The organism is Mycobacterium helveticum, assembly GCF_007714205.1.
GTDB lineage: Bacteria > Actinomycetota > Actinomycetes > Mycobacteriales > Mycobacteriaceae > Mycobacterium > Mycobacterium helveticum.
Window position 1 is genome coordinate 1 of record NZ_VMQU01000074.1, and the last position, 14,881, is coordinate 14,881.

Sequence of the window (14,881 nt, forward strand, 5' to 3'; positions counted from 1 at the left end):
GGACACGCCGGACCCGCCGTTGCCGCCGTTACCGAACAAGATCCCGCCGGGACCCCCGGCCTGCCCGGTCCCCGGCGCCCCGTTGGTGCCGTTTCCGATCAGCGGGCGCCCCAACAGCAGTCGGGTAGGCGCGTTGATCAGACCCAGCACGTCCTGCTCGAGGATTTGCAACGCCGAGGTGTTTCCCGCCTCGGCCGCCGCGTACGAATGCCCGGCGTTGGTCAGCGCGAGCACGAACCGGTCTTGAAATGCCGCCGACTCCGCTGCGAGCTTCTGATAGTCCTGCGCGAATTGGGAAAACAGCGCTGCGACAGCTGTCGACACTTCGTCGGCCGCCGCGCTTGTTACGCCTGTTGTGAAAGCGGCCGCAGCGACGTGGCCGCTGGCCAGGGACGTGCCGATGCTCTCTACATTCGCGGCCACCGCATACACGATGTCCGGCGAAACGCTCAGGTAAGCCATCCGGCACCTCGCCGTGTCTCAAGACATGTTGGCAGTCACCGGCGAACGGCTAGCCAGGCAACCGGTCGTGAGCGTATCGCGATGTGCGTCGCCGGTGTGCGTTTGGCGTCGAAATGTCGAGTTTCCATCGAAGTTGTCTTCTGGCACCCAAGTCGGGAGCACGAGGAACGACCGGTGGTCATGGCGATCCCGGGATATCCGATTCGCGGCGGTGGCCCGGTGGAGGTCGCAGTGGTGACGCACGCCCTTTCCGGTGCCCCTGCCGCCTTCATCCTTCGGCTAGTTCCGGAAGGTGGCTGAGCAGCCAGTCCGCCATCGTGTTGAGCACAGCGGCGCCGGCCTCAAACGAGTCGGCCTGGGCGGCCAGTGCGACACCGATATGCCCGGAGACGGCCGGGATGATCCCGAACTGCCTGACCAGGTAGTCGCCGTGCAGTCCCGGGCCCCAACCGCCCTTGGCGGCGAAGCCTTTGACGGCCAGGCCCCAGCGCTGGGCGTCGGTGAGGCGGTGCATCAGCGCGATCACGGTGGCCGCCTCGCCGAGCGAGGGCAGCCGCGCGGCGAAACCCGCCTGTCGAGCCAGCGACCACTGCGTTTGACCGAATGGGGTGAAACCCTCTCGGATTCTTCGCGATTCGACCACGGTGTCGTCATCGCCCGCTTCCGCGATGACGTCCTGCACCCGGCGTGCGGCGTCGGCCGGCTCGCCCAACTGTGACCACAATGCCTCCGCCGCGGGGTTGTCGGACTCCGTGATCGCTTTGCCCAGCAGCCCTGCTGCCTGCGTTCGGTCGCTGCGCAGCGCGGCGACCGCCAGGGGAACCTTGATGGTCGACCAGGCGACACCGGATTGCCATCGACCCAGTGCAAAAGGACCCAGTGCAAAAGGACCCAGTGCAAAAGTGCGATCCGATCGGGCGACCGCAATCCCGACCTCGGCCGGTAGCGCCGTGGACAGCCGCTCAAAGCTCGATTCCAGCAATAGGTGCACAGACCGGGGAGTCATGCGCTCAGGAGTGGACCGGGCGTGTTGAACGTGGGCGTTCTTCGTGGTGCGCGGCAACCATGAGCCGATGGGTGATCGGGAGGAGCGCTCACCAGCCGGGCGGCGCTCCCGGAGGTCCAGGGCCCCACGGCCCGGGCCCAGGAGGCGGCGGGTCCCACGGCCCGGGCCCAGGAGGCGGCGGGCCCCACGGTCCAGGCCCGGGACCGGCCGGGCCCCCCGGCCCGAGACCAGGCCCCGGAGGCGGCGGCGCCGGGAACGGATCCGCCGCCGCCGACCCAGCCCCGAAGCCGAGGGCGGCGCAGGTGACAGATCCCACGAACACAGAGCCGGCAATAGCCCGTCTGAATTTCATCATCGGCCTGCTTTCTGATCGAGTCCGACCGTGCTGCATGCCCTTTTCGCTGAATCTTAAACGTTTCAGGATCCAACGGTATGGTCACGGCGGCGCACTACCGCCGAATAGGGTGGACCGGATCGGCGCACTCGAGACCCTCGGCCGACAACTGACGCTTCAAAACCTTGAACGTCGCGGTCCGCGGCAACTGGGCGCTGACCCGAACGTACGACGGCCACTGCTTGCGGCCGAGGTCGGGCTGTGCGGCCAGGAAGTCACGGAATGCCTCGGCATCGAAATCCTGATCCGGCGCCAGCACCAGCGCGGCCATCACCTGGTCGCCGACGACGGGATCCGGCACTCCGTACACCGCCACCTCGGCCGCGCCGGGATAGCGCAGCAGCACCCGCTCGATGGGGGCCGCGCCCAGGTTCTCGCCATCCACCCGCATCCAGTCGCCAAGGCGCCCTGCGAAATAGGCGTAGCCGGCGTCGTCGCGGTAGGCGAGGTCGCCGCTGTGGTACACGCCGCCCGCCATCCGCGCGGCCTCGGCGGCGGTGTCGTTGTAGTAACCCTCGAAACGGCCGGGCCCGGCGGTGTTCACCAGCTCGCCGACCACTCCCACCGGGCACGGCCGGCCGGTGTCGGGGTCGACGATCTGGAGTCCCCCGGTCAGCGGGCCCAGTGCGCCGGCGGGGGTGTCGGGGGTGCGGGCGATGGCCACGCCGCCCTCGGTGGAGCCGAACCCGTCCTGCACGACACAGCCGAACCTGCGCGCGAAGCGCTCGATGTCGGCGGGCACTCCCTCGTTGCCGTACACCGCGCGCAGCGGGTTGTCGGCATCGTCGGGGCGTTCGGGAGTGGCGAGCACATAGGACAACGGCTTGCCCACGTAGTTGGCGTAGGTGGCGCCGTAGCGGCGGACGTCGACCAGGAAGTTGGATGCGGAGAACTTGCGGCGCAACGCCATCGAGCCCCGGCACGCCGCCGCCACCGACCAGCCCACCAGCACCGCGTTGGAATGGAACAGCGGCATCGACACGTAGCAGACGTCGTCGCGGCCCAGGTCGAAGCGCTGCGTCATCGTCACGCCGGCGATGGCGACTTTGCCGTGGCTGCACTTGACCGCCTTCGGTTCACCGCTGGTGCCGGAAGTGAAGATCAGCATGAACAGGTCCTTCGGCGATGCGGACCGGAACCGCGGCTCGGCGTCGGCGTGTGCGGCCACTTCGCCGGCCCATTCGGCGGAGTCGACGTCGACATAGTCGATACCGACCAGTGGGGCAGCAGAATTCGAGTCGGCCAGCACCAGTTGGCAGTCGGCGCGGGCGATGTCGCGGGCCAGCGCCGCACCGCGGCGCACCGGGTTGAGTCCCACCGGCACGATCCCGGACATCCCCGCGGCCACCAGCATCGACGAGAAGAACGGGGTGTTCTCCAGCAGCACGCCGACGTGCGGTGGTCGCGACGGGTCGAGGCGATCGCGCAGCGTCGCCGCGAGGGCAGCGCCGTGCCGGAGGTGATCACGCCAGCTGGTGAACGAATCCTCGAAGTAGATGCCCCGATCGTCGATCTCGGCCAGTGGCATCAGCAGTTTGGTGACCGTCAGGTCATCCATTCGCCGCCTCCGGTATTCCCGAGCGTGAAGCCGGCTTCGCATCCGAACTCGATCGTGCGGCCGGCTTCACGTTCGTTGCGGGTCAGGCGGGGGTTTCCGCCAGTTCACGGCCGATCCGGCGCAGCTGTCCCGTGGCTCCGCCCAAGGCGAACTCGGTTTCCTTGGCCGCCAGGAAGTAGCGGTGCACCGGGTGGTCGGTGTCGACGCCGACTCCGCCGTGCACGTGCACGATGGTGTGGGCCACCCGATGCCCGGCGTCGGCCGCCCAGAACGCCGCGCTGGCCACGTCGATGTCGGCGGGCTGGTCCTCTGCGACGCGCCAGGCCGCCTGGGTGAGCGTCAACCGCAAACCCTTGACGTCGATGTAGCCGTCGGCGAGCCGTTGCGCGACCGCCTGGAAGCTGCCGATCGGGCGGTCGAACTGCTCGCGTTCGCGCGCGTATTCGGCGGTCATCTGCAAGCCACGCTCGAGCACTCCGAGCTGAAAGGCGCTGCGTCCCAAGTTGTGCAGCGTCTGGAGCCAGACCACCACCTCGGGACCGCCGACCTTGCGGGCTCCGTCCACCTCCGTGCCGTCCAGCGCCAGGTGACCGACGCTGCCCCGCCCGGTGGTCGTGATCGCGGTCATCGACACCCCGGGGTCGTCCGCCGCGACGAGGAAAACGACCGTCCCGGAGTCGGTTTCGGCCGGAACCAGGAACGCGTCCGCCGTGGGGCCGAAGCCGACCTGGGTGCGGGTGCCGGTGAGGCGGTAACCGCCGCCGGCAGCGGCGGCCCGCACCGGCCCCTCGCCCATCTCGCCCTCGAGTGCCACGGTGAGGATCTTCTCGCCGCCGACCGCCGGGACACCCCAGCTCTGCTGCAGTTCGTCGGAGCCGAACCGGGCCAACGCACCGGCGCCCAGCACGATCGAGTCGAGGTACGGTACGGCGGCCAGTTGGTGGCCGAGCGCGACGAGCACCGCGACCTGCTCGAGCACGAAGAAGCCGTCACCGCCCAGCGAGGACGGGGCCGCGCTGGTCAGGATGTCGGCGTCGATGAGCTTGCGCCACAGCTCGCGGTCGAACCGGTGGTCGAGGCCGTCGAGCTCACGGTGATGCTGCGGCGTGCACACCGAGTCCACGATCGTGTCGACCAGGCCCCCGAGGTCGTTCGCCGCTTCGGTGGTCGTGAAATCCATGGCTGTTCGTCCTTCTCGATACTCAGCGGCTTCGGGGCAGGCCGAGGGCGACCATCCCGATGATGTCGCGCTGCACTTCGTTGGTCCCGCCGCCGAAGGTCAAAATCAGGCAGGCCCGGTGCATCCGTTCGACCCGCCCGCGCAGCACCGCGCCGGGCGAATCCTGACGCACGGTCGCCGCGGTGCCCAGCACCTCCATCAGCAGCCGGTAGGCCTCGGTGGCCAGTTCGGTGCCGAAAACCTTGGCCGCCGATGCGTCGGCCGGCGACAAAGATTCGCCCGGGGCCGAGGCCAGCTCCCAGTTGATCAGCTTGAGCACCTCGGCCTTGGCATACACCCTGGCCAGGTTGATCTGCACCCATTCGGAGTCGATGACCCTGGCCCCGCCGGCGTCCTTGGTGTTCTGTGCCCACTCGCGGATCTCGCGTAGGGCCAAAAAGATCGGTTGCGCGGACACCAGGGCGACACGCTCGTGGTTGAGCTGGTTGGTCACCAGCTTCCAGCCGCCGTTCTCCTCGCCGATCAGGTTGGTGACCGGCACCCGCACGTCGGAGTAGTAGGTGGCGCTGGTGTCCACGCCGGCCATGGTGTGCACCGGGGTCCAGGAGAAACCCTCGGCGGTCGTCGGCACCGCCAGCACCGAGATGCCACGGTGCTTCTTGGCTTCGGGGTTGGTGCGCACCGCCAGCCAGACCCAGTCGGCGTACGCGATCAGGCTGGTCCACATCTTCTGGCCGTTGATCACGTAGTCGTCGCCGTCGCGGACCGCGGTGGTGCGCAGGTTGGCCAGGTCGGTGCCGGCGCCGGGCTCGGAGTAGCCGATCGAGAAGTGCAGTTCGCCCGCGGCGATCTTGGGCAGGAAGAACTTCTTCTGTTCCTCGGTGCCGAACGCCATGATGGTCGGCGCCACGCTGTTGATCGTCAGGAACGGCACCGGCACCCCGGCGATCGCGGCCTCGTCGGTGAAGATCAGCGAGTCCATCGGGGAGCGGTCCTGGCCGCCGTACTCCTCGGGCCAGTTCAGGGTCAGCCACCCGTCCTTGCCCATCTGCGCAACCGTGTCGCGGTACGCGCTGCCGGTCCCGACCTCGCCCTGCGTGGAGGTGAGTGCCTCGCGGCGCTCCGGCGTCATGAGCTTGGTGAAGTACGACCGCAGCTCGCGACGCAGCTCCTCCTGTTCGGGGGTGTAACTGATGCGCATTTCAGCTGTCCTTCGGCTAGGGGTGAGAAGCCGGCCGGCCACCCGTTCGTCTCCCCGGTTGTAACACGTTCTAGTCTGGGAATCCAGCGACCGGTTCCCCGGACCTACCGGGGCCCCTATGGTGTAGCTACATACCGACGGGGCATGTGCTCACAGTGAAGGCCAGATTCGAGGAGGGTACCGTGCGGGTGATCGTTGATCGTGATCGGTGCGAAGGCAACGCGGTGTGCCTGGGAATCGCACCGGACATCTTCGAACTGGACGACGACGACTATGCCGTCGTGAAGCGTGATCCGATTCCACCCGACCAGGAGAGTTTGGCCGAGCAGGCGATTGCCGAATGCCCGCGAGCCGCGCTGCTGCGCGGCCAATGACCCGGGCGCGACGCCGGGCGACTCGAAACTAGAGGTATTCATAAATTGACTAGCAGCACGAACGCGACCGACCTATCCGGGAAGGTCGCGGTGGTCACCGGCGCGGCCGCGGGCCTGGGGCGGGCCGAGGCTCTCGGCCTGGCCCGGCTCGGTGCCACCGTCGTCGTCAACGACATGGCCGGCGCCCTGGACTCCTCCGACGTCATCGACGAAATCGGCGCCGCCGGTTCCCAGGCGGTGGCCGTCGCCGGGGACATCAGCCAGCGCGCGACCGCCGACGAATTGGTGGCCTGCGCCGACAGGCTGGGCGGGCTGGACATCGTGGTGAACAACGCCGGGATCACGCGGGACCGGATGCTGTTCAACATGTCCGACGAGGAATGGGACGCCGTCATCGCGGTGCACCTGCGCGGCCATTTCCTGCTGACCCGCAACGCCGCGACCTACTGGCGTGGGAAGGCCAAGGACGCCGCGGACGGCAGTGGCACGGTCTTCGGCCGGCTGGTCAACACCGCGTCGGAGGCCGGTCTGGTCGGACCGGTGGGGCAGGCCAACTACGGCGCCGCCAAAGCGGGCATCATCGCGCTCACCCTGTCGGCCGCGCGCGCTTTGGGCCGTTACGGGGTGTGCGCCAACGCGATCTGCCCGCGGGCCCGCACGGCGATGACGGCCGACATCTTCGGCCCCGGCCCCGATATGGAGGAAGGGCAGATCGATCCGCTCTCGCCCGACCATGTGGTGACCCTGGTCCAGTTCCTGTCGTCCCCGGCGGCCGCGGAAGTCAACGGTCAGGTCTTCATCGTCTACGGCCCGCAGGTGACGCTCGTGTCGGCGCCCACCGCGGAGCGCAGGTTCAGCGCCGACGGGCCGGCCTGGAACCCCGCCGAACTCGGCACGACGTTGGGAGAATACTTTGCCGGCCGCGACCCCGAGCGAAATTTCGCGGCCGTCGGATTGATGGAGCAGTAGCGGGGAGAGCGCCGCATCCGGGGCGATCCGGCAACTAGAACTTGTCTCAGTTCTGAACACTGATTAATGCTCTGAACTGGTGAAATGGACGATTAAGACAGGCAAATACCGTTCATTGATAGGGTCGCCTTGTGCTGGGTTGATATGTTCGGGCTCAGACCCGGGCCGCAAGTGACCGAAGGGCACGCAAAGGCGACACGCAGGCTTCGCCGCCGGCAGTGAAGGGGGGTACCAGGTTGATCCACCAGCTTGCGGTGCCCGCGCGTGCGGTCGGTGGATTCTTCGAGATGTCGATCGACACCGCGCGCGCGGCGTTCCGGCGGCCCTTCCAGTTCGGTGAGTTCCTGGATCAGACGTGGATGATCGCCCGCGTCTCGCTGGTCCCGACGCTGCTGGTGTCCATCCCGTTCACGGTGCTGGTGGCGTTCACGCTCAACATCCTGCTGCGCGAAATCGGCGCGGCCGACTTGTCCGGCGCCGGAACGGCTTTCGGCACGATCACCCAGCTTGGCCCGGTGGTCACCGTGCTCGTCGTGGCCGGCGCCGGCGCCACCGCGATCTGCGCCGACCTGGGGGCCCGCACCATCCGCGAGGAGATCGACGCGATGCGGGTGCTCGGCATCGACCCGATCCAAAGGCTGGTCGTGCCCCGGGTTTTGGCGTCCACCCTGGTCGCCCTGCTGCTCAACGGCCTGGTGGTCGCCATCGGCTTGTCCGGTGGTTACGTGTTCTCCGTCTTCTTGCAGGGCGTCAACCCGGGCGCCTTCATCAACGGCCTCACGGTGCTGACCGGGCTGCGCGAGTTGGTGCTTTCCGAAATCAAGGCGCTGTTGTTCGGCGTGATGGCCGGGCTGGTCGGGTGTTACCGCGGCCTGACCGTTAAGGGGGGGCCCAAGGGCGTCGGCAATGCCGTCAACGAAACCGTCGTCTACGCCTTCATCTGTCTGTTCGTCATCAACGTGGTGACGACCGCGATCGGCGTGCGGATTTCGGCCAAGTGATGACGCGATGAGCTACGACGCCACCCTGCGGTTCCGCCGTATCATGTCGCTGCTTGCCGGACCGGTCGACGACTTCGGCGAGCAGGCGTTGTTCTACGGCCAGACCGTGCGCCACGTCCCCAACGCGCTCACCCGCTACCGCACGGAGACGATCCGCTTGATCGCCGAGATGACGATGGGCACGGGGGCGCTGATCATGATCGGCGGCACCGTCGGCGTCGCGGCCTTCCTGACGCTGGCCTCCGGCGGTGTCATCGCCGTCCAGGGGTACTCGTCGCTGGGCAACATCGGGATCGAGGCGCTGACCGGGTTCCTGTCGGCGTTCCTGAACGTCCGCGTCGTCGCGCCCGTGATTGCCGGTATCGCGCTGGCGGCCACCATCGGTGCCGGTGCCACCGCGCAACTGGGCGCGATGCGGGTGTCCGAGGAGATCGACGCCATCGAATGCATGGCCGTGCACTCGGTGTCCTATCTGGTCTCGACCCGACTGGTCGCCGGCCTGATCGCCATCGTCCCCCTGTATTCGCTGTCGGTGCTCGCCGCGTTCTTCGCCGCCCGCTTCACCACCGTGTACGTCAACGGGCAGTCCAAGGGCCTCTACGACCACTACTTCAACACCTTCCTCATCCCGTCCGACCTGTTGTGGTCGTTCCTGCAGGCCATCGTGATGGCGATCGCGGTGATGCTGGTTCACACCTATTACGGCTACAACGCCACAGGTGGGCCGGTGGGCGTCGGTATCGCGGTCGGCCAGGCGGTGCGGACCTCCCTGATCGTGGTGGTCGTCAGCACTTTGCTCATCTCACTCGCCGTGTACGGCGCGTCCGGTAACTTCAACCTCTCCGGGTAGGGGAGCGCTCTATGGTGGATGGCGAATCTCGGCGATTGACGGTGCGGCTGGCGGCGGCGCTGCTGGCCGGCCTGATCGTGGGATTCGTCGTACTGACCTACCTTTCCTATACAGCGGCTTTCACCTCGACCGACACCGTCACCGTCTCGGCACCGCGGGCCGGGCTGGTGATGGACAACGGTGCCAAGGTGAAGTACCGCGGCATCCAGATCGGCACGGTCACGGCGATCGACTACGCCGACGATCGGGCCCGCCTGACGCTGGCCATCGACAGCAACGACATGCGCTTCATCCCCTCCAACGCGACGGTGCGAATCGGAAGCAACACGGTGTTCGGCGCCAAGGCGGTGGAATTCCTTGCCCCCCAAGCGCCTTCGGCGACTTCGCTGCGCCCGGACGCGCACGTTGCCGCCTCGGCGGTGCAGCTGGAAGCCAACACCTTGTTCCAGTCGCTCATCGAACTGATGCACAAGGTCGACCCGGTGGAACTGAACGGAACGCTCAGTGCGCTGGCCGAGGGCCTGCGTGGCCATGGCGACGACCTCGGTCAGCTGCTGTCGGGATTGAATACGCTGACGCGCCAGGCGAATCCGAAGCTGCCCGCCCTGCAGCGGGACTTCCGTCGGGCCGGTACCGTCACCAACAGCTACGCCGACGCCGCCCCCGACCTGAACACCGTCATCGACAACCTCCCGGCGATCAGCAAGACCGTTCTCGACCAGCAGGGCAACCTCAACGACACGCTGCTGGCCACGATCGGCCTGGCCAACAACGCCTACGACACGGTGGCACCGGCCGAGCAGAACCTGATCGACGGGATAAACAGGTTGCGGGCCCCGGTCAAGGTGGCCGCGGACTACTCACCGGAATTCGGTTGCCTGTTCGCGGGGATCGACCGCGGCATCAAGGAGTTCGCGCCGCTGCTCGGCGTGCGCAAAGCGGGCCTGTTCACTTCGTCGAGCTTCGTGCTGGGCGCGCCGTCGTACACCTATCCGGAGGCCCTGCCCGTCGTCAACGCGTCCGGGGGCCCGAACTGCCGCGGGCTGCCCGACATCCCGACCAAACAGAACGGCGGGTCGTGGTACCGGGCCCCATTCCTGGTCACCGACAACGCCAACGTCCCCTACGAGCCGTTCACCGAGTTGCAGTTCGACGCGCCCTCGACGCTGCAGTTCTTGTTCCACGGCGCCTTCGCGGAACGGGACGACTTCTGATGGCGGCCGCGGGCATGCCGTCGCACCGCTCGATGGTGATCAAGGTGAGCGTCTTCACGGTGGTGATGTTGCTCGTGTCCGCCGGGCTGGTGGTGGTCTTCGGTGACTTCCGCTTCGGGGCCGAGGGCACCTACCACGCGACGTTCACCGACGTGTCTCGGTTGAAGGCCGGCCAGAAGGTCCGCATCGCGGGAGTGCCGGTGGGTGCCGTGCAGGGCGTCGCGCTGAACCCGGACAACAGCATCGACGTGAAATTCGGGGTCGACAAGCGCTACACCCTGTACTCGTCGACGCGCGCGCTGATCCGCTACGAGAACCTGGTCGGCGACCGGTTCCTGGAGATCACCTCGGGTCCGGGCGAACTGCGCAAGCTACCGGCCGGGGGGACCATCGACGCGCAGCACACCCAGCCCGCCCTGGATCTCGATGCGCTGCTCGGCGGGCTGCGCCCGGTCGTCAAGGGGCTGGACGCCGACAAGATCAACACGATCAGCGGCGCCGTCATCCAGTTGTTTCAGGGGCAGGGGGGCGCGTTGTCGGACGTGCTGGCCGACACCAGCGCCTTCTCGTCGGCGTTGAGCAACCGCGACCAGCTCATCGGGGACACGATCGCCAACCTCAACACGGTGCTGGGCACCATCGACGCCAAGAGCGCGCAGTTCTCGGCCAGCGTCGACCAGCTGCAGAAACTGATCACCGGGCTGGCCGAGCACAAGGACGACATCGCCGGCGCCATCCCCCCGCTGGCCTCGACGACGACGGATCTCGCACAGCTGCTGAAGAATTCGCGCCGGCCGCTGCAGGGCATCCTGGAGAACACCCGGCCACTGGCCACCGAGGTGGACGACCGTAAGGCCGAGGTGGACAACGACATCGAGCAGCTGGGCGAGGACTATTTGCGGCTGTCCGCGCTGGGCGCCTACGGGTCGTTCTTCAACATCTACTTCTGCTCCGTCAGGATCAAGATCAACGGACCGGTCGGCGGCGATATCCTGCTTCCCATCGGCGGCCAGGTCGACCAGAGCAAGGGGAGGTGCGCTTTTGTCAAGTAGTCCCAAGCGTGAGCGCGACCCGCTGCGCACCGGCATCTTCGGCCTGGTGCTGGTGGTCTGCATCGTGCTGATCGCCTTCGGTTATGCCGGGTTGCCGTTCTGGCCGCAGGGCAGGGTCTACGACGCATACTTCTCCGACGCGGGCGGGATCAAGCCGGGCAACGCCGTGTACGTGTCCGGCTTCAAGGTCGGCAAGGTGCAGGCCGTCGGCCTGGCCGGGGACAGCGCCAAGGTGACCTTCACGGTGGACCGGCACGTCGCCGTCGGCGACCAGTCGCTGGCCGCGATCCGCACCGACACGATCCTCGGGGAACGCTCCGTTGCGGTGAGTCCGGCCGGCGCCGGCAGGGCCACCAGCATTCCGCTGAGCCGCACGACCACGCCGTACACTCTGGCCGGCGCGCTGGAGGAGCTGGGCCGCAACGCCAACAACCTGAACAAGCCGCAGTTCGAGCACGCCTTGCACGTTCTCACCGACACCCTGCACGACGCCACCCCGCAACTGCGCGGCGCGCTGGACGGGGTGACCTCGCTGTCGCGCACCCTGAACCGCCGCGACGAGGCGCTGCAAAGCCTGCTGGCGCACGCCAAGTCGGTGACGTCGGTGCTGGCCCAGCGCGCCGGGCAGGTCAACAAGCTGGTCGACGACGGCAACCAGTTGTTCGCCGCGCTCGACGAACGGCGCGCGGCGCTGGGCCGGCTGATCTCGGGCATCAACGCCGTCTCGCAGCAGATCTCGGGCTTCGTCGCCGACAACCGCAAGGAGTTCGGCCCGGCGCTGAGCAAGCTCAACTCGGTGCTGGCCAACCTCAACGAGCGTCGCGACTACATCACCGAGGCCCTCAAACGGCTGCCCACCTACGCCACCGAACTGGGCGAGGTGGTCGGTTCCGGGCCCGGTTTCAACGTCAACGTCTTCTCCGTGCTGCCCGCGCCGATGATCGCGATGATGTTCGACTTCTTCTACCAGCCGGGCAAGCTGCCGGCCAGCCTCGCCGACTACCTGCGCGGTCTCATCCAGGAGCGCTGGATCATCAGGCCGAAGGCTCCATGATGACGCGGCTCGCGGCCAGTCGGGGGCTGCGCTACTCCACCGCCATCGCGCTGGTCGCGGCGCTGGTGGGGGGCGTGTATGTGCTTACCTCGCACAGCAACAGCCGAACCATCGTCGGCTACTTCACCTCTGCCGTCGGCATCTACCCGGGCGACGAGGTCCGGGTCCTCGGCGTCCCGGTCGGCCACATCGACGCGATCGAACCGCGGCCCTCGGACGTCAAGATCACCATGTCGGTGTCCGACGACGTGAAGGTCCCCCAGGACGCCCGCGCCATCATCATGTCGCCGAACCTGGTGGCGGCGCGCTTTATTCAGCTGACCCCGGCCTACACCGGCGGCGCGGTGCTGCCCGACGGCGGCAGCATCGACCTGGCCCGCACCGGCGTCCCGGTGGAATGGGACGAGGTCAAGGAGTCGCTGACCCAGCTGGCCGTCCAGCTCGGTCCCACCTCCGGATCGATGCAAGGACCGTTGGGCGCGGTGATCAACCAGGCCGCCGACACGTTCGACGGCAACGGGGAGTCGTTCCACAGCGCGCTGCGCGAGCTCACGCAGGTCGCGGGGCGGCTCGGGGATTCGCGCGGCGACCTGTTCGGCACGGTCAAGAACCTGCAGGTGCTGGTGAACGCGCTGTCGTCGAGCAACGAGCAGATCGTGCAGTTCGCCGGGAACGTCGCGTCGGTGTCGCAGGTGCTCGCCGACAGTTCCCGTCACCTGGACACCACGCTGGGCACGCTGAACACGGCGCTCTCGGATGTCCGGGGCTTCCTGCACGAGAACAACGCCACGCTGGTCGAGACGGTCAACCAGCTCAACGACTTGGCTCAGACGTTGAGCGACCAGAGCGACAACATCGAGCAGGTCCTGCACGTGGCGGGCCCCGGCATCTCCAACTTCTACAACATCTACGACCCCGCGCAGGGCACGCTCAGCGGGCTGCTGTCGGTCCCCGAATTCGCCAACCCCGTGCAGTTCATCTGCGGCGGAAGCTTCGACACGGCCGCCGGGCCCCGCGCACCCGACTATTTCAAGCGCGCCGAGATCTGCCGCGAGCGGCTCGGGCCCGTGCTGCGCCGGCTCGCCGTGAACTACCCGCCGATCATGTTCCATCCGCTCAACACGATCACCGCGTACAAGGGCCAGATCATCTACGACACCCCGGCCACCGAAGCCAAGGCGGCCACGCCCGTTCCCGAACTCACGTGGATACCGGCCAAGGGCGCCAAGCCACCGGCCCCGGAGAACCCGGCGGATCTGCAGGCCCTGCTGGTGCCGACGGCCCCGCAGGGCGGCCTCGCTCCGGGACCGGCGCCCGGGCCGCCGTCCGCGTTCGGTCCGCGGCCGGGCCCCCCGCCGGCGCCCGCGCCGTCCCCCGCAGGGCGGGGTGGCGGCCAATGAGGCGAATCTGGTTGCGCGGCGGCGTGTTGGCGGCGGGCAGTGCGCTGGTGGCCGGTTGCCAGTTCAACGGCCTCAACTCGCTGTCGATGCCGGGCACCGCCGGCCACGGCAGCGGCGCCTACTCGATCACCGTCGACATGCCCGACGTCGCGACGCTGCCGCAGAACTCGCCCGTCATGGTCGACGACGTCATCGTCGGGAGCGTCTCGGGCATCTCCGCCGAGCAGCGGCCCGACGGGTCCTTCTATGCCGCGGTCAAGCTGGCCCTGGACAAGAACGTCGTGCTGCCGGCCAACGCGACCGCGCAGGTGGCCCAGACGTCGCTGCTCGGTTCCATGCACGTCGACCTGGCCGCCCCGAAGGACAAGCCGGCGGTCGGCAGGCTGACCGACGGGGCGAAGATTCCGGAGTCGCGCACCGGTCGCTATCCCACCACCGAGGAGGTGCTGTCGGCCCTCGGTGTGGTGGTCAACAAGGGCAATGTCGGTGCGTTGCAAGAGATCACCGACGAGACCTACCAGGCTGTCGCGGGGCGGCAGAGCCAGTTCGTCGACCTGATGCCCAGGCTGGCCGAACTGACCTCGGGTCTCAACCGGCAGGTCAACGACATCATCGACGCGGTCGACGGGCTGAACCGCTTCTCGGCGATCCTGGCGCGCGACAAGGACAACCTGGGCCGGGCGCTGAGCACGCTGCCCGGGGCGGTCGGCGTGCTCAACAAGAACCGGGACCACATCGTCGAGGCGTTCGCTGCGCTGAAGCGGTTGGCGACGGTCACGTCCCACGTGCTGTCGAAAACCAAGGTGGACTTCGCCGAAGATCTCAAAGGCCTGTACTCGGCGGTCAAAGCGCTCAACGACAACCGGAAGAACTTCGTCACCTCGCTGCAGATCCTGTTGACGTTCCCGTTCCCCAACTTCGGGATCAAACAGGCCGTGCGCGGCGACTACCTCAACGTGTTCACGACGTTCGACCTGACCCTTCGCCGCATCGGGGAGACGTTCTTCACCACGGCGTATTTCGACCCGAACATGACGCACATGGCCGAGATCCTCAACCCGCCCGACTTCTTGACCGGCGAACTGGCCAACCTGTCCGGACAGGCGGCCGATCCGTTCACGATCCCGCCCGGCGCGGCGTCGGGTTCGCAGGGCGGGTAGGGGGCG

At 67.7% G+C, this 14,881-nt stretch carries 14 protein-coding genes; 9 read left to right on the forward strand and 5 right to left on the reverse strand.

All coding sequences use genetic code 11. The annotated features are described in order from the left end of the window. The 5 genes from FPZ47_RS16930 to FPZ47_RS16955 form a co-directional block, all read right to left on the reverse strand. Nucleotides 1-462: PE family protein (locus FPZ47_RS16930; protein WP_145039520.1), on the reverse strand; the 462-nt coding region annotated here is incomplete at its 3' end. Between the two features lie 268 nt (nt 463-730). Continuing rightward, complete coding sequence (locus tag FPZ47_RS16935) at nt 731-1,468, reverse strand: serine hydrolase (protein WP_144953085.1); 738 nt, start codon at nt 1,466-1,468, stop codon at nt 731-733. A gap of 449 nt (nt 1,469-1,917) precedes the next feature. Then, a complete protein-coding gene (gene fadD17, locus FPZ47_RS16945) occupies nt 1,918-3,420 on the reverse strand; it encodes a long-chain-fatty-acid--CoA ligase FadD17 (protein WP_144953080.1) in 1,503 nt (500 codons plus the stop codon). An 82-nt stretch (nt 3,421-3,502) separates the two neighbouring features. Next, nucleotides 3,503-4,600 (reverse strand): acyl-CoA dehydrogenase family protein, encoded by a 1,098-nt coding sequence (locus FPZ47_RS16950; RefSeq protein ID WP_144953077.1) that lies wholly within the window; start codon nt 4,598-4,600, stop codon nt 3,503-3,505. 22 nt (nt 4,601-4,622) lie between these two features. Continuing rightward, nucleotides 4,623-5,801 carry an acyl-CoA dehydrogenase gene (locus FPZ47_RS16955; RefSeq protein WP_144953074.1) on the reverse strand — a complete coding sequence of 393 codons (1,179 nt, stop codon included), beginning with the start codon at nt 5,799-5,801 and terminating at the stop codon, nt 4,623-4,625. A 182-nt stretch (nt 5,802-5,983) separates the two neighbouring features. On the opposite strand from FPZ47_RS16955, the gene FPZ47_RS16960 reads away from it, so the two are divergent. The 9 genes from FPZ47_RS16960 (at nt 5,984) to FPZ47_RS17000 (ending at nt 14,875) form a co-directional block, all read left to right on the forward strand. Then, nucleotides 5,984-6,175: a ferredoxin gene (locus tag FPZ47_RS16960; RefSeq protein ID WP_144953095.1), complete on the forward strand. Its 192-nt coding sequence runs from the start codon at nt 5,984-5,986 to the stop codon at nt 6,173-6,175. Between the two features lie 45 nt (nt 6,176-6,220). Beyond that, nucleotides 6,221-7,144, forward strand: a complete 924-nt coding sequence (locus tag FPZ47_RS16965) for a 3-oxoacyl-ACP reductase (protein WP_144953071.1) — start codon at nt 6,221-6,223, stop codon at nt 7,142-7,144. Nucleotides 7,145-7,380: 236 nt separating this feature from the next. Then, nucleotides 7,381-8,145: an MlaE family ABC transporter permease gene (locus FPZ47_RS16970; protein ID WP_144953068.1), complete on the forward strand. Its 765-nt coding sequence runs from the start codon at nt 7,381-7,383 to the stop codon at nt 8,143-8,145. A gap of 7 nt (nt 8,146-8,152) precedes the next feature. Next, nucleotides 8,153-8,995, forward strand: coding sequence for an MlaE family ABC transporter permease (locus tag FPZ47_RS16975; protein ID WP_144953065.1), 843 nt, complete (start codon nt 8,153-8,155; stop codon nt 8,993-8,995). Between the two features lie 11 nt (nt 8,996-9,006). Beyond that, the gene (locus FPZ47_RS16980) at nt 9,007-10,209 is read left to right on the forward strand and encodes an MCE family protein (RefSeq protein ID WP_144953062.1); all 1,203 of its coding nucleotides are present in this window, start codon (nt 9,007-9,009) and stop codon (nt 10,207-10,209) included. After that, on the forward strand, nt 10,209-11,261 hold the full coding sequence (locus FPZ47_RS16985) for an MCE family protein (protein WP_144953059.1): 1,053 nt from the start codon (nt 10,209-10,211) through the stop codon (nt 11,259-11,261). Before FPZ47_RS16980 ends, FPZ47_RS16985 begins: the two co-directional genes overlap by 1 nt. Beyond that, nucleotides 11,251-12,315, forward strand: a complete 1,065-nt coding sequence (locus tag FPZ47_RS16990) for a virulence factor Mce family protein (RefSeq protein WP_144953056.1) — start codon at nt 11,251-11,253, stop codon at nt 12,313-12,315. The genes FPZ47_RS16985 and FPZ47_RS16990 overlap by 11 nt, the downstream gene beginning before the upstream one ends. Continuing rightward, entirely contained in the window at nt 12,312-13,715 is a 1,404-nt protein-coding gene (locus tag FPZ47_RS16995) for a virulence factor Mce family protein (protein WP_144953053.1), read from the forward strand. The genes FPZ47_RS16990 and FPZ47_RS16995 overlap by 4 nt, the downstream gene beginning before the upstream one ends. Then, on the forward strand, nt 13,712-14,875 hold the full coding sequence (locus FPZ47_RS17000; RefSeq protein WP_144953050.1) for an MCE family protein: 1,164 nt from the start codon (nt 13,712-13,714) through the stop codon (nt 14,873-14,875). The genes FPZ47_RS16995 and FPZ47_RS17000 overlap by 4 nt, the downstream gene beginning before the upstream one ends. Nucleotides 14,876-14,881 lie beyond the last annotated feature (6 nt).

Bases quoted from the DNA above. Each gene is read 5' to 3' on its own strand.
- FPZ47_RS16935 (WP_144953085.1), bottom strand. From the start codon at position 1,468: ATGACTCCCCGGTCTGTGCACCTATTGCTGGAATCGAGCTTTGAGCGG.
- fadD17 (WP_144953080.1), bottom strand. From the start codon at position 3,420: ATGGATGACCTGACGGTCACCAAACTGCTGATGCCACTGGCCGAGATC.
- FPZ47_RS16950 (WP_144953077.1), bottom strand. From the start codon at position 4,600: ATGGATTTCACGACCACCGAAGCGGCGAACGACCTCGGGGGCCTGGTC.
- FPZ47_RS16955 (WP_144953074.1), bottom strand. From the start codon at position 5,801: ATGCGCATCAGTTACACCCCCGAACAGGAGGAGCTGCGTCGCGAGCTG.
- FPZ47_RS16975 (WP_144953065.1), top strand. From the start codon at position 8,153: ATGAGCTACGACGCCACCCTGCGGTTCCGCCGTATCATGTCGCTGCTT.
- FPZ47_RS16980 (WP_144953062.1), top strand. From the start codon at position 9,007: ATGGTGGATGGCGAATCTCGGCGATTGACGGTGCGGCTGGCGGCGGCG.
- FPZ47_RS16985 (WP_144953059.1), top strand. From the start codon at position 10,209: ATGGCGGCCGCGGGCATGCCGTCGCACCGCTCGATGGTGATCAAGGTG.
- FPZ47_RS16995 (WP_144953053.1), top strand. From the start codon at position 12,312: ATGATGACGCGGCTCGCGGCCAGTCGGGGGCTGCGCTACTCCACCGCC.
- FPZ47_RS17000 (WP_144953050.1), top strand. From the start codon at position 13,712: ATGAGGCGAATCTGGTTGCGCGGCGGCGTGTTGGCGGCGGGCAGTGCG.